Below are 20,851 nucleotides of genomic sequence, written 5' to 3'. Positions count from 1 at the left end.
CCCAACGGTTCAGGAGAACGCATATGGCAAAATTCGATCTGAACGACTCCAGCGTTGTGGTGATCGTCGGCTCCGGTGCCGGCGGCGGCACGCTGGGCAACGAGCTCGCGCAAAAGGGCGTCAAGGTGGTCATTCTCGAAGCGGGTCCCCGCATCGAGAACCACGACTTCGTCAACGACGAGTGGGAGAGCTTTTCGCAGCTCGCCTGGACCGATGCGCGCACCACGTCGGGGACGTGGCGCGTCGCCAAGGATTTTTCCGGCCTTCCCGCCTGGATCGTCAAGGCGGTCGGCGGCTCGACGACCCATTGGGCCGGCGCCTCGCTGCGCTTCGACGAGCACGAGTTCAGGGTGAAGAGCACCTACGGCAACCTTCCCGGCGCCAACCTCCTGGACTGGCCGGTCACGCTCGCCGAGATGGAGCCGTGGTACGCCAAGGCCGAGAACAAGATGGGCGTGACCCGCACCAACGGCATTCCCGGCCTTCCTGGCAACAATAATTTCAAGGTGCTGGAAGCAGGCGCCAAGAAGCTCGGCTACAAGACGGTGCACACTGGCAACATGGCGATCAACAGCCAGCCCCGCGACGGCCGCGGCGCCTGCCAGCAGATCGGCTTCTGCTTCCAGGGCTGCAAATCCGGCGCGAAATGGTCGACGCTCTACACCGAGATCCCAAAGGGCGAGGCGACCGGCAATCTCGAAGTGCGACCGAGCAGCATGGCGATCAAGATCGAGCATGACGCTGGCGGCAAGGTCACCGGCGTCGTCTACGCCGACGAGAGCGGCGCGATGCAACGGCAGAAGGCGCGCATCGTCGCGGTCGCCGGCAATTCGATCGAGAGCCCGCGGCTGCTGCTCAACAGCGCCTCGACCATGTTCCCCGACGGCCTTGGCAATTCATCGGGCCAGGTCGGCCGCAACTACATGCGGCACATGACCGGCAGCGTCTACGCCGTGTTCGAGAAATCCGTGCACATGTATCGCGGCACCACCATGGCCGGCATCATCCGCGATGAGGCCGCCAACAATCCGAAGCGCGGCTTCGTCGGCGGCTACGAGATGGAGACGCTCTCGATCGGTCTGCCGTTCATGGCGGCGTTCCTCAATCCCGGCGCCTGGGGCCGTCCATTCACCGCAGCGCTCGACGGTTATCCCAGGATGGCCGGCATGTGGCTGGTCGGCGAGGACATGCCGCAGGAGACCAACCGCATCACGCTCGACCCTCGCGTGAAGGACAAGTTCGGGCAGCCGGTCGCGAGCGTACATTTCGACGATCATCCCAACGATCTCGCGATGCGCGCGCACGCCTACAAGCAGGGCGCTGCGGTCTACGACGCCGTCGGCGCCACCGTGACCTATCCGACGCCGCCCTATCCGAGCACCCACAATCTCGGCACCAACCGGATGAGCGAGAAGCCGCGCGACGGCGTGGTCAACAAGTTCGGACAGAGCCACGACGTCAAGAACCTGTTCGTCTCGGACGGCAGCCAGTTCACCAGCGGCGCGGCCTGCAACCCGACGCTGACCATCGTCGCGCTGGCGATCCGGCAGGCGGACTACATCGCGGGTGCGATGCAGAAGAAGGAGATTTGATCTTAAGCTGCCATCGCGATCGCCGGGACGGCATTGAGGCGGGATTGCATATCCACACTCAGGGTGTCGTCCCCGCGAAAGCGGGACCCATAACCACAGGGAGTAGTTTGGCGGAGATTGGTCGTTCGGTACTCCGAACTTCCGTCATCGATAGATCACGCGGTATGGATCCCGGCGCCCGTGCCCAATTGCGCACTAGGCCGGGACGACATCGAGGGTGGAGCAGCTACTCCGCCGCATCGAGAATCGGCGTCACCGTCGCCTTGAACTCCGGCACCGTCGCCATGCTCTTCGAGCGATAGATCAAACACGAACACCGCAGCAGCGAGGCGAAATTGTTGACCTCGCCATGATGGTCGAGCACCTCGTTGTAGAGCGTCGTCAGGAACTTGCCGAGGCTCATGGCCTCCCTGGCCGCGATCTCCTCCAGCGTGTCCCAGAACGCCATTTCCAGCCGGATTGAGGTGCAATGGCCATCGATCCGCAAGGAGCGGGTCTGGGATTCGTAATCGCCCTGGGGCTGATGCGCGAAGAGATGGCACATGGCGTCCTCCCGTCCTGTTGCCGTTTTTTCACGATGCTACACCGCTGCCCGGCGCCTCACAATCCGGACCGTCGTCGGATGTCGGCAGGTCCCGGCCTGCGCATTTTTCTCGAACGCTCAATGTCTTCAATGTGATAGGCAGCCCTCTTCCCCAGGCGGCCACACGGCTGTTGCCCAACACATGCTTTTGACGCAACACGGCCTAGAATAGCGCTGTCCGCGAATCCAGATTCGTAAGCCTAAAACTCAGAACCTCATGCCCGTCCGCCAGCTTCCAGAGCAAGTCGTCAACCGCATCGCCGCCGGCGAGGTGGTCGAAAGACCGGCAAGCGTGGTCAAGGAGCTGGTCGAAAACGCCATCGATGCCGGCGCGAGCCGGATCGACGTCTTCACCGATGGCGGCGGCCGGCGGCGGATCGGCATCACCGACGACGGCGGCGGCATGACCGCGAAAGACCTCGCGCTCGCGGTCGAGCGCCACGCCACGTCGAAGCTCGACGACGAGGATTTGCTCCAGATTCGTACGCTCGGGTTCCGCGGCGAGGCGCTGCCCTCGATCGGCTCGGTGGCACGACTGTCCATCACCACCCGGCATGCCGGTGAGCCGCACGCCTGGGCGCTCACGGTCGAGGGCGGCGAGAAGTCCGAGATCATGCCGGCGGCGCTGGCACATGGCACCCGCGTCGAGGTTGGCGACCTCTTCTACGCGACGCCGGCCCGGCTGAAATTTTTGAAGACCGACCGCACCGAGGCCGAGGCGATCCGCGAGGTGGTGCGACGGCTGGCCATGGCGCGGCCCGATATCGCCTTCACGCTGGCGGGCGAGGAGCGCGCACCGGTGACCTGGGCTGCCGCCCTGCCCGGCGCCGCCGGCCGCCTGACGCGGCTTGGCGACATCCTGGGCGCTGAGTTTCGCAGCCATGCCTTCGAGGTCCATGCCGAGCGCGAGGGCGTCGTCGTCGCCGGCTATGCCGCGGCACCTGCGCTGACCAAAGCCAATGCGCTCGGGCAATATCTCTTCGTCAACGGCCGCCCGGTCCGCGACAAGCTGATCCTGGGGGCGGTGCGCGGAGCCTATGCCGATTATCTGCCACGCGACCGGCATCCCGTGCTGGCGCTGTTCGTCACGCTGGATCCGCGCGAGGTCGACGCCAACGTGCATCCGGCCAAGACCGAAGTGCGCTTCCGCAACGCCGGCCTCGTCCGCGCGCTGATCGTACACGGATTGAAAGAGGGGCTCGCGCGGGAGGGCCGACGCACGGCCGCCAACAGCGGTGAGAGCGCGTTGTCCTCGTTCCGGCCGGCCTTCACGCCGCCGCGTCCCGCAAGCTGGGACTGGCGGGCTTCGCCGTCCGCGCCCGTTGCGCCGATGCCGTCATTTGAAGGTGCCGCCGCACCCGCTTTCGCAGAGCGCACGCAGGCCGCCTTCGACGTCGGCGCGCCCAGTGCGGACGTGCGGATCGAGTCCCAGCCCGCCAGCGATCTCGTCGACCGCCCGCTCGGTGCCGCGCGTACGCAGATCCACGAGACCTATATCGTCTCGCAGACCCGCGACGGATTGATCATCGTCGACCAGCATGCCGCGCATGAACGCATCGTTTATGAGCGGCTGAAGGCCTCGCTGGCTGCGAACGGCGTGCAGCGGCAGATCCTCCTCATCCCTGAGATCGTCGAGATGGACGAGGCGACGGTCGAGCGTCTCCTGGAGCGCAGCGAGGAGCTCGCATCGTTCGGCCTCGCCATCGAATCCTTCGGCCCCGGCGCGGTCGCGGTGCGCGAGACGCCCTCGCTGCTCGGCAAGACCAATGCGGGCGGCCTCTTGCGCGATCTCTCCGAGCACATGGCCGAGTGGGACGAGGCGCTGCCGCTCGAGCGCCGCCTGATGCATGTCGCCGCCACCATGGCCTGCCACGGCTCGGTGCGCGCCGGCCGAAGGTTGCGGCCGGAAGAGATGAACGCCCTGCTCCGCGAGATGGAGGACACCCCGAACTCCGGCCAGTGCAACCACGGCCGGCCGACCTATGTCGAGCTGAAGCTCAGCGATGTGGAGAAGCTGTTCGGGCGAAGGTGACGGTGCCGTGGTGAAGGTGCCGTAGGGTGGGCAAAGCGAAGCGTGCCCACCACCTATCGCGATTGTGCAAAGTGCGTGGGCACGGCGCGTCGCGCCTTTGCCCACCCTACGGCAGCGCAGCTACGGCTTCCTCAGAAACACGAACTCCGTATCGTCATACGCCCGCCGCTCCAACTCCTCGAAACCTTCCGGCGTCACGAACTGCGCGGCCTTCGCCTCCTCGACCACGATCAGCGCGCCCGGAGTGAGCCAGCCGCCGTCGCGCAAGCTCGCCAGCGCCTTCTCGGCAAACCCCTTGCCATAGGGCGGATCGAGGAACGCCAGCGAGAACGGCTCGACGGGATGCGCGGGGCCCAGATCGGTCGCGTCGCGGCGATAGACTTTCGTCACGCCGCCGAGGCCAAGCGACTCGACGTTGTTGCGCAGCAGCGCCCGCGCCTCCGCGCCGTTGTCGACGAACAACGTGAACTTCGCCCCGCGCGACGAGGCCTCGATGCCGAGCGCGCCAGTGCCGGCGAAGAGATCGAGCACGCGCGCGTCTTCGATCGGATCGTCATAGGCGTGCACGAGGATGTTGAAGACGGACTCGCGCAGGCGGTCCGCGGTGGGGCGGATGTCGCGCGAGGACGGTGAGGCGAGATTGCGCCCCTTCAACCTGCCGCCGACGACGCGCAAGCTAGTCCTCCCGCGGCGTCAGGTCGCGCTTGCCGTGATAGCCGCGCTTGGGACGGCGCGGCGGACCATAGCCGTTGGCCTCTTCCTCGTTGCGCTCGCGCGCCTCCTCGCTGCCGGTGCGCTGCACCAGCACGCGGCGGCCCTTGCGGTCGTTGATCACCGCGCGCTTGCTGGCAGGCTTCGTCTCGCGCGGCGCATCGTCGACGCGCGAGGATTTCGAGGGCACGTCGAACTGCGCCCCCGACTTTTCGATCACCTTGTCGCCGAGCTGGTCGCGCAGCACGCGCGACTTGATCTCCTCGACCTGACCTTCGGGCACCTCGCCGAGCTGGAACGGACCGTAGGAGACCCGGATCAGCCGGTTCACCTCGAGCCCGAGATGGGCGCAGACATTGCGCACCTCGCGGTTCTTGCCTTCGCGGATCGCGAACACCAGCCAGACATTGGCGCCCTGATCGCGCTCCAGCGTCGCTTCGATCGGACCGTATTTGACGCCCTCGACCTCGATGCCGTTCTTGAGCTCGTCGAGCTGCGCCTGGGTGACGTCGCCATGAGCGCGAACCCGATAGCGGCGCAGCCAGCCGGTGTCCGGCAGTTCGAGCGTGCGCGCGAGGCCGCCGTCATTGGTGAGCAGCAAGAGGCCTTCGGTGTTGAAGTCGAGCCGGCCGATGGAGATCAGCCGCGGCAGGCCTTCGGGCAGATTGTCGAACACGGTCGGACGACCCTCGGGGTCGTCATGCGTGGTCATCAGTCCGCGCGGCTTGTGATAAAGGAACAGCCGCGTGCGCTCGCGCTCCGGCAACGGCTTGCCGTCGACCAGAACGACGTCGTTCTTGGTAATGTCGAGCGCGGGCGAGTTGATGACGCGGCCGTTGACGGTGACGCGGCCCTGCGTGACCATCTCCTCGGCATCGCGGCGCGAGGCAAGCCCCGCGCGGGCCAGCGCCTTGGCGATGCGCTCGCCGGCCTTCTTCGGCTTCGGCTCTTCCTCGCGGCGCGGCCGGCGGTCGAAATCGCGGTCGCGCTCGCGATAGGCGCCGCGGCCGCCGAAGGCCGGACGCTTCTCGAAAATCCTGCTGTCGTCCTCGTTTTCACGGCGCGGGCGATCGCCGAAACGGCCTTCGCTGCGCGGATGCTCGTGCCAATCGGAACGGCCTTCCGAGCGCTCGCGCGGACGATTGAATTTCGGCCGGTCGCCACCACGCCCGCCGCGGTCGCCATCGCCGTCGCGACGGGGGCGATCGAATTTCGGACGATCCTCGCGCGGCCGATCGAATTTGGGCCGCTCGCGGAACGGACGGTCACCGGATGCGCGATCGTCGCGTGAACGCGAGAAGCGCGGACGGTCATCGCCGCCTTCGCGCTTCTGCCAGGGCTTGTCCTCGCCGCGATCACGGCCGCCGAAATCCTTGCGCGGGCCTTTGCCAAAATCCTTGCGCGGCGGACGATCGCCACGCGGACGGTCGTCGCGCTTCTGCCACGGCTTTGAATCACCGCGCTCGCGATCAGGACCGCCCCGCGAAAACTTCCGTTCGCCGTCGAACTTGCGTTCCGGACGATCGCCACGCGGCGCGTAGGGCCGCTTGTCACCGAATTTCTTGTCGCCTGAACGGCCGGCGGGGCGGGAATCGTCGCGATCCCGGCTCCGCGGCGGACGGTCGTCGCGGCCATAGGAGGGGCGATCACCGCGCGGCTTGAACGGCCGCTTCTCGCCATCGCGCGAAGAACGATCGGAAAACGGCCGGTCGCCGCGCGGCTTGAAGCTGCGCTCGCCGCGATCCTCACCGCGGTCGTCGCGCTTGAAGCGGGGACGGTCGGAAAAATCGCGGCGCGGGGCATCGCCCTCCTCGCGGCGGCGGAACGGTTTGCCCTCGCGGGGCGGGCGGCTGTCGCGATCGCCCCTCCCCTCGCTCTTGCCCTCAAAACCGCGCTTGGCGAACTTCTTCTCGGGGCCGCGCGCCTTGCCGGAACGGCCGCCTTTGGGCGGGCCTCGCCGGCCGCGGGAATCGTTGTCTTTGTCGCTGTCGCGAGGCATGAATGATCTCACTCAAGGGGGTGGCCGTTGAGCATTGTGCGCGCTCGTTCGGAGCCGCATGCCCAGGCAAAACCGGTAAGCACTTCTGCTGAAGGCGCAGCTACTAGCAGGTTTCTTCGGATGATACGAGGCTTGAAAGCCCCCTCTTTCATGGATTTGGCGCTTCTGGCGGCCGAAAATGCCGGAAAAGCGGGCGAAGTTCCGATCGGGTGCGTGGTGGTCCGCAATTACGAGGTCATCGCCACCGCGGCGAACCGGACGCTGACCGACCATGACCCCACGGCCCATGCCGAACTTGTCGCGCTGCGCGAGGCGGCGAAAAAGATCGGCAGCGAGCGCCTCGTCGACTGCGACCTCTACGTGACGCTGGAGCCCTGCACCATGTGTGCGGGCGCGATCTCGTTTGCAAGGGTGAGGCGCCTCTATTACGGCGCCGCCGACCCCAAGGGCGGCGCGGTGGAATCAGGCGTGCGGTTCTTCACCTCGCCGACCTGCCATCACGCCCCGGACGTCTATTCCGGCGTCGGCGAGAGCGAGGCGGCGCGGCTGCTCAAGGAGTTCTTTCGGGAGCGGCGGTAGGAGCCGCATACTCCGCCGTCATTCCCCGCGAAAGCGGGGAATCCAGTATTCCAGAGACATCGAGATTCATCACGGCCGCCGCGGCGTACTGGATCGTCCGCCCCAGTGCGCAAGTGCGCACGATGACAGCTGAGTATTGGCACCCAGCGCGGCTCTCAAGCCACGAAGAACTCCCGCAGCGCCTCTGCTGTCACGTCGGGATTCTCCTCGGTGAGGAAGTGCCCGGAATCCACCGGCATGCCCGCAACGTTCGTCGCCCATTGCTGCCAGGTGTCGAGCGGCGTCGCCGCGGCCTGGGCCACGCCGGCATTGCCCCACAGCGCCAGCATCGGAATGGTGATCTTCTTGCCGGCTTCGAAATCGGCCTTGTCGAGGTCGTAGTCGAAATAGGCGCCGGCGCGGTAGTCCTCGCACATCGCATGCACGCGGGCGGGATCGCGGAACGGGGCGAGGTAATGCTCGAGCGCGCGCGGGTCGATGGCTTCCAATGTCCTCGACTTGGTCTGGCTCGCCATCTTGAAGCGCAGGAAGAACTCGCCATTGCCAGAGATCAGCGTCTCCGGCAGCGGATAGGGCTGCGCCAGGAAGGTCCAGTGATAGATCTTCAGCGCGTAGGCGCGGTTCATCCGCTCCCAGTAATTATAGGTCGGCAGGATATCGAGCACCGCGAGCTTCGACAGCCGGCCGGGATGGTCGAGCGCGAGGCGATAGGAGACGCGGCCGCCGCGGTCGTGGCCGGCCAGCGCGAAGTGCACGTGGCCGAGCCGCTCCATCACTTCCACCATCGCCTTGGCCATGGCGCGCTTGCTGTAGGGGATATGCAGCGCATCGCTCTCGGGCATGTCGGACCAGCCATAGCCCGGCAAGTCGGCGATGATCAGCGTGAAGTGCTTGGCCAGCTCAGGCGCGACCTGGTGCCACATCACATGGGTTTCGGAGAAGCCGTGCAGGAGCAGCAGCGGCGGCCCGCTGCCGCCGACGCGGGCGAAGATGCGGCCGAACGAGGTGTTGATCCATTCGGAGGCAAAACCCGGATAGAGGTCGGCGAGATCGGACATCTTGTTGCATCCTTTAAAGGGTCAGTCGGGGCCGGCCCCGACACCTAAAATTGCGAAAACAACCCCATGCACAGTACCGGTATCATCATCGGGGTCAGTAAGCCCCGCGACGGATTACACATTCTGGGGTGCACATGTGGCCATCCGGTGACGACGACCGCGCCAAGCTAGCTCTGGACGAGCCCTCGCTCAGCCCTTGGCCTTCTCCGCCTCCACCGCCTGCCAGCCAATGTCGCGGCGGCAGAAGCCCTCGGGCCAGCTGATGCGGTCGACGGCCTGATAGGCGCGGGCCTGCGCTTCCGTCACGGACTTGCCGAGCGCGCAGACATTGAGCACACGGCCGCCATTGGCGAGGATCGCACCGTCCTTCTCGACCGTGCCGGCGTGGAAGATCTCGACGGTGTCCACCTTCGCCGCGTCATCGAGCCCCTCGATCCGCGTGCCCTTCTGGTAGTCGCCGGGATAACCCTTCGCCGCCATCACCACCGTGAGCGCGGAGTCCGGATGCCAGCGCAGATCGAAATTCTTCAGCTGTCCGTCGCAGGCGGCGAGGAACGCCGGCACGATGTCCGACATCATGCGCAGCATCAGCACCTGGCACTCGGGATCGCCGAAGCGGACGTTGAACTCGAACAGTTTTGGGCCCTGCGTCGTCAGCATGATGCCGGCGTAGAGAATGCCGCGGAACGGCGTGCCGCGCTGCTTCATGCCGGCGACCGTCGGCAAAATGATCTTCGCCATGATGGCGTCGTGGATCGCGGGCGTGACCAAAGGCGTCGGCGAATAGGCGCCCATGCCGCCGGTGTTCGGGCCGACGTCGTGGTCGAACACGCGCTTGTGGTCCTGGGCGGAGGCCAGCGGAATGGCGGTCTCGCCGTCGCACAGCGCAAAGAAGCTGATCTCGCGGCCCGGCAGAAACTCCTCGATCACGACTTCAGTGCCGGCCTCACCGAAGGCGCCCTCGAACATCATGGCGATGGCGTCTTCGGCCTCGCGCACGGTCTTGGCGACGACGACACCCTTGCCGGCGGCGAGCCCGTCGGCCTTCACCACGATCGGCGCGCCCTGGCTGCCAACGTAGTCGCGCGCGTCCTTGGCATTGGTGAAGCGCTTATAGGCACCGGTCGGAATGCCGAATTCAGTGCACAGCGCCTTGGTGAAGCCCTTGGAGCTTTCGAGCTGGGCGGGGATCCTGCTCGGGCCGAATGCCTTGATGCCGGCAGCGGTGAGATCATCGACGATGCCGGCCGCCAGCGGCGTCTCCGGCCCGACCACCACGAGCTCGACCTTGTTCGTCTTGCAGAAGTCGATCACCGCGGCATGGTCGGCGATATCGAGCGCCACGCATTCCGCCTCCCGCGCGATGCCGGCATTGCCGGGCGCGCACCAGAACTTGGTCACCAGGGGGGAGGCCGCGATCTTCCACGCCAGGGCATGTTCGCGGCCACCGGAACCGAGCAGGAGAATGTGCATCGAAGGCTCGAAATGAGGGGTTTTGCTGGAGGCGGAGGTCGCACGAATCGGGGCGGGGCTCAAGGGGGGCGGCGCCCGACCTCCCCTCATTCGAAGTAGGCGACGCTTACAACGTCAACTTTTGGCAGGACAGCTGCAGTGGAACGCTTCGGTTTCTGGGAAAGGACCGCTCGCCTGATCCATCAAGCCGCTGCCAATCCGGTGACGACGGATATCGCGTTGTAGCGCCCCCTGTGAATAACCGGGACATGCACCCCAAGGGACGTATTGCTACCCTGCATTGTGCCATCGTGAGGGACACGCTGATTCGAGTGAAGCCTTCGGGCGCGCACGGCAATTGGGCCCGTCGATCGTAGCGCTCAGCGGTTAGCGTCGTTCTTCGGAGAGACACATGGATTTAGATGAGGCAATTGCCACACTGCTCGAGCTTCTGCGGAATGACCGCGCACGAAACTACGGATATGACCTGTACGCACGCACTGGAGCAGAGTTTGCAGCTCGACAGCGGCATCCTCACGAGCACTACTTGGACGGTCCGGTTCGCGAGCTGTCGCCGATATTCTACGAAGCAGCTTGGGAATTGTGCAGGCGCGGAATTGTTCGACCGGGCGTCCGACGGTCCGGCGAGCAAGCTGTCGAGGAAGGCGGTTATTCGCTCACCGTTGCTGGGCGTGCCGCTCTAACAAATCTTGACGCAGCAACCATTCTGATCGCGCAACCCGGCTCACTTGCGGCGACCTTCAACGGCTATCGAAAACTTTTCGGTGATGGATTTCACCAGCGCGCCATGGAAGCCATCAGGTGCCGAAACGCTGAAGCATGGCTGGCTTGCTGTGCAATGGTCGGCGCAGCCGCCGAGTCCGTTTTACTAGCAATTGCGATCACTAAAGAGCGGGACGAGGAAAGGGTATTGAAAGCGTACCGCGCCAATCGAGGACGCCAAGCGGTGTTAAACATGATCATTGGCCAAGCCGACGCGCAAAGGCGCAACACTCTAACAACTTTTGCAGGTATCGTTTCGCTGTGGCGAGATGATGCCGCGCACGGTCGGGCCAGCCTTATTGATACATCAAATGCGGATGAAGCCCTGCGTCAGTTCCTCCACATGTGCCAGTGGGTCGCTCGCGAGTGGGATAACCTCACCGCTTAGCTCAAAGGACGTCGGAATCGGCATAGCAGGAAGTCATCATCTCGTAATTGGATCCTAGAATGTTCGAATTGCCTCCGTTTCGAAAATGCCCGAAGTGCAAAAAAGAGAGATTCGGGACGCTTTCAGTTGACGACAACACCGTCACTAAGCGCTGCGCAGATTGCCGGTACTCTCACGACGAGATTCTTCCTCACGTTGATAAGCGTGTCGTCTACTTGGATCAGTTTGCGGTATCCGAGCTCTACAAGACAAAAGAGGGGAAGCGTCGGCTGGGCGCACCAAGCGCAACATTTTGGCAAAGATGTTACGAGCTTGCTGACCTCGCTTACAAGCGCCAGCAGGTCATATTCCCGGCCTCCAACCTGCATTCGGACGAGACGATTGTCTGGCACTCGCCAAGCGAGTTGAGGTTGGCGCATGAGATGTTCAGCGGCGAGACGTTTTTTGAGAGAACCGACGAAATTGCAACAAATCAAGAGTGGGAATTTGCTGAGGCATATATCAGGGGTTCCAGCCCTCCTACTCTGACCTTTAACGTCGATGATATTCTGTCCGGTGACCGCAACGATTGGCTCCCAGTTTACCACATCAGCGTCGATTCCGATTATTCGATTTTTGCTCCGGGCCTACGTAGGGATCGATCGGTCGCAGAGACGAGCTTAAAGAGCCTAGCCGAAGGTTGGGCAAAGAACCGACCGACGTTCGACCAAATCCTAAAGCACGAGCTATCCAGCTACGGGTCCGCCATGCGCGAGGCTCTACGTGATCAAGTTGCCAAAACACAGGCGGCAATGGCTTCGGACGATCCATCGAGTGTGTTGGAGTTGCGCTTTGGCTTGATGAATCGGTACCGTCAACTTGCCGCTATGTTCGTTCATCGAGGCGTACCACCTCAAGATGCCTTCAATGAAGTATCCAAGTTTCTTGACTGGCCGGGGAATCAGGAACAGCCAGCGCATAAAATCTTCGCTTACCTAATCGCCGCCATCGGCTGGAGAGTGTCGTCCGGGCAAAGCCCAAACATAGGTGCCGGCATCCTGAACGACTTCACGGCTATCGCCACGTATGGGCCCTTTGTGGATGCCATGTTTGTAGACAGACAGTGCGCGTCACTATTGCAGCAAGGTCGGCTTCGCTCCGAATTGTCATACAAAGCGCGCATATTCTCGATGAGCAACCAGCAAGAATTTTTGGATTATCTCAAGCAGATTGGCGACTCTGCCACCGACGAGGTCCGACAGCTTGCAAATGAGCTGTATGGTGCGGAGCGATAGGCGAGACGCAAGTCGCGGAAGGTCTCGTCGTTCATCGTTTTGTGATCTGGCTAAGGAGCCCGGCCTTCAGCATCTTCTGCAGGGCACGGCCTTGGAAACAACCATTGAAATCGGGATGCATCGGTGCGTTGCGCCGCTCAACCCCTCACCCGAGTGAGCCTGCATCTGCCAAATGCTCTCTCCCGCAAGGGGGAGAGTGCGCCATAATCGGCATCGCAGGCTACACCTGCCTCCCCGCAATAATCTCCTGCAACGTCGCCACATGCCGCGCAAACGCCCCGCGCCCCGCAGCGGTCGCCGTCACCGTGGTCTGCGGCTTCTTCCCCACGAACGCCTTCTCCACCGACACATAGCCCGCCTTGGCCAAAGTCTCGATATGCGCGCCGAGATTGCCGTCGGTGGCGCCGGTCAGCTTCTTCAGCCGCGAGAACTCCAGCCCCGCTGTCGTAGGCAGCGCGTTCAGCGCCGCCATGATCTTCAGCCGCAGCGGCTGGTGGATGATGTCGTCGAGCTCCGCCACGGCTAGCCTCGCCGCATCCAGAAGATACCCGCGATCAGCGCGCCGCCATTGACGGCTGCCATCCACGGCAATAGCGGTACACCCGGGATATAAAAATATCCGATCAGCGTCAGCGCGATGATGGTCGCGCCGAGCGGTGCAAAGGCGTAGCCGAACCGAAGGCCCGCCGTCAGGTAGACCAGTGTGATGTAGACCTGCCAGAACACCGTTTGCTGCCGCGGCGAGAACCTGCCGAAATAGCAGCAGACGAGGCCGAAGGCGGCGATCAGCAGCAACGCCAGCAGAGTGCGCCTGTCGAACAGGCGGATGCCGTTTCTCGAAAGATGCCAGGCGCCGAGAGCAACGAGGCCGAGGGCCGAGACGACGTAGAGTGCAAACCAGAAATACAGCCCGTCATTCGCCACGAACCAGCTGTTCCAATAATAGGCCCCGTAGCGCGGCCAGAACCAGATCAGGACATCGTCGGCAAACGGCAGCACGGCCCACAGCAGCAGGACGAGGCCAGAGACCAGGTAGATCTGCGACCGCCGCACAGGACGAATGGTCTTCTCACGCTCGTTCAGCGCATCGGAAGCCCGCTTGCTGTCGGTCACGGGAGCGCTCCTTCCTGGGTATTGGCTGCAGGCCGCTGGATGATGTCGTCGAGCCCGGGCATGCGCTAGATCCGCCGCATCCAGAGGCCGCCGAGGATCAGGCCGCCGCCATTGACGAAGGCCATCCAGAGCGGGAACGCCTCGCCGATGGTGAAGAAGCCGAACAGCGTCAGCGCCGTGATGCCGAGGCCGATCGCAACGAACGCGTAGCCGAACCAGAGCCCGGCGAGTGTGTAGAACAACATGAAATAGATCGGCCAGAACGTTCCCAGCTGGCGCGGACCAAAATGACCGACAACGCTGGTGACGAGATAGCCGAACGCGAAGAACAGGGCGAATACCAGGAACAGCCTGATGCCGACGCCGGCGCCAAAGGGGTGGCTCTTCGGATCGAACACGCGAACTGCAATCAGACCACCGACGCCCAGAACGTCGACAGCAACCCAGGCGTAGACGGCGTAGATCGGCCAAAGCCAGGTCACGAGATTGGCTGCGAACACCAGCACGCCCCACCACACCGCTGCGAGGCTCGCCAGCTCATAGAGCTGGGATTGCTTCACGCGCTGGACGATGTCGTCGATATCGGCCAGCGCTGCGGACGCTTCCCTGCTGTCGATCATGACTGCCCTGCCCCGCGCGTTGCCACATCATCGGCGATCACCGAGATCGCCTTCGGATGGGTGACGATGCCCATATGATTGACGCCGTCAATGACCTTGACATCGACCGACGGCTTCACCGCCTGCACGGCCTCGGCATATTTGTCCGAGATCATCATCTCGTCCTCGGCGCCGCCGAAGATCGTGACCGGACGCGTGGTTGCCGGGAGATCGAGGCGATAGCCGCGCGTCGCGAAATTGCGCGTCAGGCGATCGGAATAGGTGGAGACAAGGTACTTCGCCGAGCTCGGCGGCACCGCCAGGGCCAGCACCGGAAGCTGCGAACAGCAGTCGATGCCGAGCTTGCGCAGCGCCGTCAGACCGAAGAAGCGCGGGACATTGAAATTGGCCCAGCCGCCTGCGTTCGGCCTGTTGGTCGGTGCGTCATAGCCGAGATAGGGCGCGAGCAGCACGGTGCGCACGAACATGTCCTGCATGATCGGCGTCGCGGCGATCCGCAGCGAGAAACCGGCGCCGGCGGAATGGCCGATCAAAGTGAGCGGCAGATCCGGCGCGGTCTTGCGAACTTCGGCGACGAAATCGACGAGGTCGTCCTCGAGCTGGCCGACATAGCCGATATCGCCGCGCGTGCCGGAGCCGCCATGGCCGCGGATGTCGAGCGCCCAGGTCTCCACCCCGCGCGCGGCGATCGCGTGGGTCAGCGCATGGTTGACGGTGCCGCTGGAGCCGGACGAGCCATGGATGAAGATCGCGCCGCGGCCGGAGCCATTTCCGTTCCGATGGGATCGGGCTCCGGATTCTTGTTTTGACGCGTTTTCTTCACGCGAACCGGCTTCCACTTCGCTTGAAAACGCTTTGGCCGCGTAGTGGCGATAGCCGATCCAGGTGCCGTCGCGGGCCTGGAAGCGCTCCAGCGGCGGCAGCGTGGACCAGTCGATTCCCTTGGTCGAATCGGAGACCGAGCGCATCTCGGGCGGCCGCTCCAGCGGCGTAGCGATCATCGCAGTCAGGATCAGCGCGACGCCGCCGACCGCACACAGGGCCCATTTCAGGCCGCTCAAAACGCCGCGCAGCAACCGGATCGCCATGGTTTACTCCCTCAAAGGCATCAATCAATAGAGAACTCTATACTACAGAGTACTCTCCAGATCAATCCCCGGATTGGCGCCGCGCGGCGAAAATCCTTAACGTCGGGTCTGACCCCAAAATGCCGAATCGTTTGCTAGATGCCGCCTGCGGAACAACTGAACAACGCGTTTGAATTCACCGTCTCCGAGCTCTCCCAGTCCCTGAAGCGGACGGTGGAGGATACCTACGGCCACGTCCGGGTCCGCGGTGAGATCTCGGGGTTCCGCGGCGCCCACTCCTCCGGCCATTGCTATTTCGCGCTCAAGGACGAGAGCGCCAAGATCGAGGCGGTGATCTGGAAGGGCGTGCACGGCCGGATGCGCTTCAAGCCCCAGGAAGGGCTCGAGGTCATCGCCACCGGCAAGCTCACGACCTATCCGGGCTCCTCGAAGTACCAGATCGTGATCGAGGCGCTGGAGCCGGCCGGCATCGGCGCGCTGATGGCGCTGATGGAGGAGCGCAAGAAGAAGCTCGCCGCGGAAGGGTTGTTCGACGAAGCGCGCAAGCAGCTGCTGCCGTGGCTGCCCGAGGTGATCGGCGTCGTGACCTCGCCGACCGGCGCGGTGATCCGCGACATCCTGCACCGGCTGGAGGACCGCTTTCCCCGCCGCGTGCTGGTGTGGCCGGTCAAGGTGCAGGGCGACGGCTCGGCCGAGCAGGTCGCGGCCGCCATCCGCGGCTTCAACGCGCTGCCCGAGGGCGGCAAGATTCCGCGCCCCGATGTGCTGATCGTCGCGCGCGGCGGCGGCTCGCTGGAGGATCTCTGGTCGTTCAACGAGGAGATCGTGGTGCGGGCAGCAGCGGAGAGCATGATCCCGCTGATCTCCGCGGTGGGGCATGAGACCGACATCACGCTGATCGACTTCGTCGCCGACAAGCGCGCGCCGACGCCGACGGCGGCGGCCGAGATGGCGGTGCCGGTGCGCAGCGAATTGTTCGTCGAGGTCGCCGATCTCGGACGCCGCACCCGCGCCTATTGGCAACGCAGCCAGGAGAGCCGCCGCAGCGAGCTGCGCGCCGCCGCACGCGCGCTGCCGGCGGCGGGCGATCTGCTGGCGATCCCGCGGCAGCGGCTGGATTCGGCAGGAAGCGCCCTGCCCCGCTGTCTCAAGGCCAACACGCACGCGCATTTCCGCCGGTTCACTGCAGCAAGTTCAAAGCTGACGCTGCGGGTGCTGCACGGCCAGATCTCGCAGGCGGATCATCGCCTCACCGTGTGCGGCGAACGGCTTGGGCTGTCCGCACGCTCGCTGCTGCGGCGTCGGCGCGACCGCTTTGCCGGACTTGAAGTTCGCTTGCGTGCCTCAAAGCTCTCCAATGCGCAGGCCCAGCGCAACGCGATTCTCCGCCAGCGCGAGCGCACGCATCGCCTCAGCGAGCGCGCCGGCCGCGCGCTTGTCACGTTGCTGCAGCGGCTAGAGGCCCGCGTCGAGAACAGCGGCAAGCTGCTGTCGGCACTGTCCTACCGCAGCGTGCTCGCGCGCGGCTTCGCGCTGGTGCGGGACGAGGCGGGACATCCGCTGCATGCGGCGGACAGCATCGGACCGAATGCGCGGCTCGAGATCGAGTTCGCCGATGGACGCGTGGGCGCAACGGCGGACGCGGATCGCCCGGCGCCAACGGCCAAGCGCGCGCCAGCGCAAGCAAAGCCGGTTGCGCAGGAGACAAAACCCGCACCGAAACGCGTCGGCAAGCCGGTGGATCAGGGCAGTTTGTTCTGAAGCGCGACGGCGGCGCTCCACTCTCACTGTCATTCCCCGCGAAAGCGGGGAATCCAGTACGCCGTGGCTTCTCAGTGAATCACAGCCGTCTCGGCGTACTGGATCGCCCGGTCAAGCCGGGCGATGACAGCGAGGGTGTGGAGGCCTGTGTATCCACAAACTCGTCATTGCGAGGAGCTCTTGCGACGAAGCAATCCAGAAGCTTTCCGCGGAGGGACTCTGGATTGCTTCCGCCTTCGCCAAGGCTTCGGCGGACAAGTCGCTGCGCTCGCAATGACGATGTGGAGACAGCGTGCCCTACCTACACGACAATCCCGCGTCGATCGTGGTCCAGAAGCCGCAATGCTCCGGCGCGCGCTGTGGGGCGCCGGCTTGGGCTTCGTACAGGAAGATCGCGACGGTGAAGACGACCAGTGCGGAGGCGAAGAGGACGTTGCGCATGAGGATGCGTTTAATCGACATCGTGGTCGAACTAAGGCGCCGTCACGTGCTGAAACCGGCGCCGCGTGCGATCCGTAGATTCCGGGTCGGCCATCACAGTCCGTGCAGGGCGGTGGTCGATGCGGGGCTGTCCGCCTGAATTTGTTCCTCGGGCGGCCCCGCTTTGGAAGACCCGTAGCCCGGATGGAGTGAAAGCGTAATCCGGGTTGGTGCCACGCACTGCGCTGTCCCGGATTGCGCTGCGCTCCATCCGGGCTACGGCACTCCCATTACCGCGCCAACCACTGCGCGACGTCCTTCTGCGACTCCGCGCGCGCCTCGGCATCCGTGCCGAGATGGCCGCGCTCGGGCACGGCGGCATCGTTGCTGCCGCCAGCTGCGTGCAGCGGCGTGTTGGCGCGGTCGAAATCGTGATAGGCGTCGGGATAGACCACGATGCGTGCGAGCGCGCTGCGGCCATGCGCGCCCTCGACCATCTGGCGACAGGCCGGCGGCGAGGAGACATCGTCATTGGCGCCGATCAGCACCAGGGTCGGTACCCGCGTGCTCCAGCCGAGACCGGCGGAGATCCGGCAGTCCGGATAGAACGCGATCGCGGCGCGGAAATCCGGCCCCGGATCACGCGCCGCGCTCTGCGGCCGCACGGCCCAGAGCAGCGCGCTCGCGCCGTTGGCCCAGCCCATCAGGCTGACGCGATCGCGCGCCACCCAGGACTGCTTCATCAGCCAGGCGCGCGATGCTGCGACATCCGTGACGCGCTCACGCCGCGCCTTGACGTGCATCTCCTTGACGCGGCATTGCGGCCCGAGCTCGCGCGAGCCGTAGCTGTCCGGCAATAGCACGGCATTGCCCGCCCTGAGCAGGCGCTCGGCCCAATCGCGATAGTGCGGCAGCACGGGATCGGAATGGCTGCTGAGGCCGCCGCAGCCGTGCAGCGCGATCACGGCCGGAAACGGCCCCGCACCTTCAGGCTTGTAGAGCTGCGCATGCAGTACGCCGGACGCCAGCGGAATGTCGACCGGCTGCGGCGCCGGCGCGGCACGCGCGGCCGACATCAGCAGCATCAGGAACAGGGTGGTCAGTCGAAGGCGCATCGGACTCTGCCATAGGAGATGCCGGAACCAGCGATCCTTCGCCCAAGCACTATCACGCGGAAACGGCGGCAAAACATCACAAACCGGTGGGTTTACCGGGCGGACAAGCCACCCTATCTATGCTACATCCCGTCCAACACATCGTGCCCTCCAGTTTCCACGGAGCGGCCTTCCACGGAGACTTTCGACCGTGCTGAACAAGTTCGGCCCCTCGGGCCATGGCGAAGCGCAAGTGCAATATCTCGACGGCGACTTCCGCGTGATCTCGCCGGGCACCTTCGTGCGCTGTGCCATCACCGATACGCGGATTCCGCTCGACGAGCTGAAGTACTGGAGCGTGGATTTGCAGGAGGCCTACGCCACACCCGCCGCCGTGCTGCAACGGCATTTCCCCGGCGCGCCGAAACCGCAGTCGTGATCGTTCGGCTCTCGTAGGGTGGGCAAAGGCGCAAGGCGCCGTGCCCACCATCTCTCCAGGAGCGCGATGGACAAGGTGGGCACGCGTTGCTTTGCCCAGCCTACGAGATCGAACTCTTGGCATGGTTCGGCTATTGGGGCTCGGGAGCATCGCCGCCCACGCAAGCCTTGATGAAACTCTTCCTGGCTTCGCCGACGACCTTCTGGTCGATCGCCTGCTTCAGGCAATCGAGCCGCGCCTGCGCCATGCAGAGCTGCAGCTGGTCGCGCTTGTCCTGCCCCTTCAGGCTCGCCGTCGTGGCAAGGCACGTCACGCGCTTGGTCGCGGGAACCGGCACGGTGCTGCTTGGCGCAGCGGGAGAAGCCGCAGGCGGCGTTTGCGCGAATGCGGGCGCAACGATCAGACACACAAGGCTGGCGGCAACGGTCGCAGACGGCAGTTTCATCGAATTCTCCTGATCGTCGGGAACCGATAGGCGTTTTGCGATGAATGTCGCCTGAATGGCAGGCTGCTGCGGGGTTGGGCAAAGCGCAGCAGTGCGGCGTGGCACGAGCGGTGCAGCTTTTTTCGCGTCATGGGGATGGAGACGATGTTCGCATGCAACTGAACTGCGAGTCTCAGAGAGGAAAAGATCTTCGCCGTGTCGATACGCGTTGCATCGATGAGTGCTTGCACTCCGTAGTTAGTCATTTCGCGCTGTGGTTGGATTCTTTATTGCGATCCGGCGCCCTTAAGTTGTTTGACGAAGTCTTGTTGAAACAGAGAGCTGCTACAGTGTTCGTTAGGTAATTAGCCCTGTTCTTTTTATCGCACAGACAATCAAGTCAACCAAACGGCCATCGAGCTTTGGAATTGGCGAAGTCTGTGAACGGGCTCATAGCGAAGAGCCATCCGACGGGCTACGATCACCTCGAAAATTTGCGGTGGAATATCTGTAAATCGAGAGTCAAACGATGGGGGTGATCATGCCCACCATATTGGACTTGCTCTATCGTGAATATTGTCGCGCCCGTCTCGCTGAAATGCGCAAACAGCTTCTGATCGCAGCTGAACGCTCCGAAGCTCTCGAAGCGCTTCATCATCCTGCGGATCAGCTTGACGATGAGGGGACCGACGCGCATCGCAAGACCGGTCTCGGCCTGCCGCATTGAAGTGGCCCGCGACCGGCGATCTCTCCCGCGTAGCAGTGACCAAGCAATTGGCAACAGTTTGGGAGTGAGCAATGAATACGCCCGAATGCTATACGGTCGTGGTGGCCTGCGTCTCGTGCCTGACCATCATTGGATTGATGGCCGCTGGGGCGTGGTGAGCACGACTGATTGCTGAACTGCGATACCGGTGCGCGTGAAGAAGACGCGTCAAAACGGGAATCCAGAGCTCCGGTTCTGATTCAATCAGAACCAGAGCTTCAGGTCCGGATGTCAGCTTCCGGGCGGGGAATACGAAGAACGCAGCTTCGCCGCGTTCTGGCGGACCTGCTTGATCTCGTCCTGCGTGAACAACCTGGTCAGTTTCACATTCTGCAGGGTGCCGGCGGTGACGGTCAGGCCGGAAATGGCCGGCGCCGCACCCGGATCAGGCACATCGAAAATCACCAAAACGCCTGGGCCGTCGGCCGCAACGCTGTACATCGAAAGCAGCTTTCCGCCGGCCGCTTCGATGAGCTTTCGTGCCGCCTCCTGGCGATCGGTCGTGGGATTCTCCAAAATGGCATTGAGAGCGCGTGGTGTGTATTGTCCGGTGAGGCAAAAATGCATGGCATGTTCTCCTCTGGTTTTTTGGCAATGATTCTCCCCGCCGTTCCGAACTGATCGTTACGGCCGCTGCATCTGAAGTGATGAAGGTACAGCCCGCCGTGGGCATAA

At 64.0% G+C, this 20,851-nt stretch carries 21 protein-coding genes; 8 read left to right on the top strand and 13 right to left on the bottom strand.

Annotation, left to right across the window (positions count from 1 at the left end):
- The first annotated feature begins 23 nt into the window (after window positions 1–23).
- On the top strand, window positions 24–1,592 hold the full coding sequence (locus tag RAD10_RS05335) for a GMC family oxidoreductase (protein ID WP_092255222.1): 1,569 nt from the start codon (window positions 24–26) through the stop codon (window positions 1,590–1,592).
- 226 nt (window positions 1,593–1,818) lie between these two features.
- On the opposite strand, the gene RAD10_RS05330 is transcribed toward RAD10_RS05335, so the two are convergent.
- Complete coding sequence (locus tag RAD10_RS05330; protein ID WP_091958671.1) at window positions 1,819–2,136, bottom strand: ribbon-helix-helix domain-containing protein; 318 nt, start codon at window positions 2,134–2,136, stop codon at window positions 1,819–1,821.
- A gap of 256 nt (window positions 2,137–2,392) precedes the next feature.
- Between RAD10_RS05330 and mutL the strand changes: the two genes are divergently transcribed.
- Window positions 2,393–4,207: a DNA mismatch repair endonuclease MutL gene (gene mutL / locus RAD10_RS05325; protein ID WP_461616627.1), complete on the top strand. Its 1,815-nt coding sequence runs from the start codon at window positions 2,393–2,395 to the stop codon at window positions 4,205–4,207.
- A gap of 120 nt (window positions 4,208–4,327) precedes the next feature.
- Here the strand turns inward: mutL and rsmD are convergent, their stop codons facing one another.
- A complete protein-coding gene (gene rsmD, locus RAD10_RS05320; RefSeq protein WP_461616626.1) occupies window positions 4,328–4,882 on the bottom strand; it encodes a 16S rRNA (guanine(966)-N(2))-methyltransferase RsmD in 555 nt (184 codons plus the stop codon).
- 1 nt (window position 4,883) lies between these two features.
- Complete coding sequence (locus tag RAD10_RS05315; RefSeq protein ID WP_461616625.1) at window positions 4,884–6,917, bottom strand: pseudouridine synthase; 2,034 nt, start codon at window positions 6,915–6,917, stop codon at window positions 4,884–4,886.
- Between the two features lie 120 nt (window positions 6,918–7,037).
- Here RAD10_RS05315 and RAD10_RS05310 point away from each other — a divergent pair, with 120 nt between their 5' ends.
- Entirely contained in the window at window positions 7,038–7,496 is a 459-nt protein-coding gene (locus tag RAD10_RS05310; protein ID WP_461616624.1) for a nucleoside deaminase, read from the top strand.
- A 155-nt stretch (window positions 7,497–7,651) separates the two neighbouring features.
- On the opposite strand, the gene RAD10_RS05305 is transcribed toward RAD10_RS05310, so the two are convergent.
- Both RAD10_RS05305 and purD read right to left on the bottom strand, forming a co-directional pair.
- Window positions 7,652–8,554, bottom strand: a complete 903-nt coding sequence (locus RAD10_RS05305) for an alpha/beta fold hydrolase (RefSeq protein WP_461616623.1) — start codon at window positions 8,552–8,554, stop codon at window positions 7,652–7,654.
- 189 nt (window positions 8,555–8,743) lie between these two features.
- Entirely contained in the window at window positions 8,744–10,027 is a 1,284-nt protein-coding gene (purD, locus tag RAD10_RS05300) for a phosphoribosylamine--glycine ligase (protein ID WP_461616622.1), read from the bottom strand.
- Between the two features lie 391 nt (window positions 10,028–10,418).
- Here purD and RAD10_RS05295 point away from each other — a divergent pair, with 391 nt between their 5' ends.
- Together RAD10_RS05295 and RAD10_RS05290 are read left to right on the top strand one after the other, a co-directional pair.
- Window positions 10,419–11,177 (top strand): hypothetical protein, encoded by a 759-nt coding sequence (locus RAD10_RS05295; RefSeq protein WP_461616621.1) that lies wholly within the window; start codon window positions 10,419–10,421, stop codon window positions 11,175–11,177.
- 59 nt (window positions 11,178–11,236) lie between these two features.
- Window positions 11,237–12,451 (top strand): hypothetical protein, encoded by a 1,215-nt coding sequence (locus RAD10_RS05290; protein ID WP_461616620.1) that lies wholly within the window; start codon window positions 11,237–11,239, stop codon window positions 12,449–12,451.
- A gap of 220 nt (window positions 12,452–12,671) precedes the next feature.
- Here RAD10_RS05290 and RAD10_RS05285 read toward each other — a convergent pair whose 3' ends face one another.
- From RAD10_RS05285 to RAD10_RS05270, 4 genes are all read right to left on the bottom strand, one after another.
- Window positions 12,672–12,971, bottom strand: a complete 300-nt coding sequence (locus tag RAD10_RS05285) for a winged helix-turn-helix domain-containing protein (protein WP_461616619.1) — start codon at window positions 12,969–12,971, stop codon at window positions 12,672–12,674.
- A 2-nt stretch (window positions 12,972–12,973) separates the two neighbouring features.
- Entirely contained in the window at window positions 12,974–13,564 is a 591-nt protein-coding gene (locus tag RAD10_RS05280) for a hypothetical protein (protein ID WP_461616618.1), read from the bottom strand.
- Between the two features lie 65 nt (window positions 13,565–13,629).
- Complete coding sequence (locus RAD10_RS05275) at window positions 13,630–14,184, bottom strand: hypothetical protein (protein WP_461616617.1); 555 nt, start codon at window positions 14,182–14,184, stop codon at window positions 13,630–13,632.
- On the bottom strand, window positions 14,181–15,272 hold the full coding sequence (locus tag RAD10_RS05270; protein WP_461616616.1) for an alpha/beta hydrolase: 1,092 nt from the start codon (window positions 15,270–15,272) through the stop codon (window positions 14,181–14,183). The genes RAD10_RS05275 and RAD10_RS05270 overlap by 4 nt, the downstream gene beginning before the upstream one ends.
- A gap of 138 nt (window positions 15,273–15,410) precedes the next feature.
- On the opposite strand from RAD10_RS05270, the gene xseA reads away from it, so the two are divergent.
- Window positions 15,411–17,033, top strand: a complete 1,623-nt coding sequence (gene xseA, locus RAD10_RS05265) for an exodeoxyribonuclease VII large subunit (RefSeq protein WP_461616615.1) — start codon at window positions 15,411–15,413, stop codon at window positions 17,031–17,033.
- Window positions 17,034–17,330: 297 nt separating this feature from the next.
- Here xseA and RAD10_RS05260 read toward each other — a convergent pair whose 3' ends face one another.
- Window positions 17,331–17,495, bottom strand: coding sequence for a hypothetical protein (locus RAD10_RS05260; protein WP_461616614.1), 165 nt, complete (start codon window positions 17,493–17,495; stop codon window positions 17,331–17,333).
- 248 nt (window positions 17,496–17,743) lie between these two features.
- Complete coding sequence (locus RAD10_RS05255) at window positions 17,744–18,568, bottom strand: dienelactone hydrolase family protein (protein ID WP_461616613.1); 825 nt, start codon at window positions 18,566–18,568, stop codon at window positions 17,744–17,746.
- 190 nt (window positions 18,569–18,758) lie between these two features.
- Between RAD10_RS05255 and RAD10_RS05250 the strand changes: the two genes are divergently transcribed.
- Window positions 18,759–18,986, top strand: coding sequence for a DUF2093 domain-containing protein (locus RAD10_RS05250; RefSeq protein ID WP_212427698.1), 228 nt, complete (start codon window positions 18,759–18,761; stop codon window positions 18,984–18,986).
- Between the two features lie 130 nt (window positions 18,987–19,116).
- Here the strand turns inward: RAD10_RS05250 and RAD10_RS05245 are convergent, their stop codons facing one another.
- Window positions 19,117–19,431, bottom strand: a complete 315-nt coding sequence (locus tag RAD10_RS05245; RefSeq protein WP_461616612.1) for a hypothetical protein — start codon at window positions 19,429–19,431, stop codon at window positions 19,117–19,119.
- 508 nt (window positions 19,432–19,939) lie between these two features.
- Between RAD10_RS05245 and RAD10_RS05240 the strand changes: the two genes are divergently transcribed.
- Window positions 19,940–20,137 (top strand): hypothetical protein, encoded by a 198-nt coding sequence (locus RAD10_RS05240; protein WP_461616611.1) that lies wholly within the window; start codon window positions 19,940–19,942, stop codon window positions 20,135–20,137.
- A gap of 270 nt (window positions 20,138–20,407) precedes the next feature.
- On the opposite strand, the gene RAD10_RS05235 is transcribed toward RAD10_RS05240, so the two are convergent.
- Window positions 20,408–20,743: a GYD domain-containing protein gene (locus RAD10_RS05235; RefSeq protein ID WP_461616610.1), complete on the bottom strand. Its 336-nt coding sequence runs from the start codon at window positions 20,741–20,743 to the stop codon at window positions 20,408–20,410.
- Between the last annotated feature and the right edge of the window lie 108 nt (window positions 20,744–20,851).

The organism is Bradyrhizobium sp. 23AC, from assembly GCF_054863025.1.
This window is presented reverse-complemented; position numbering and strand designations above follow the sequence as displayed.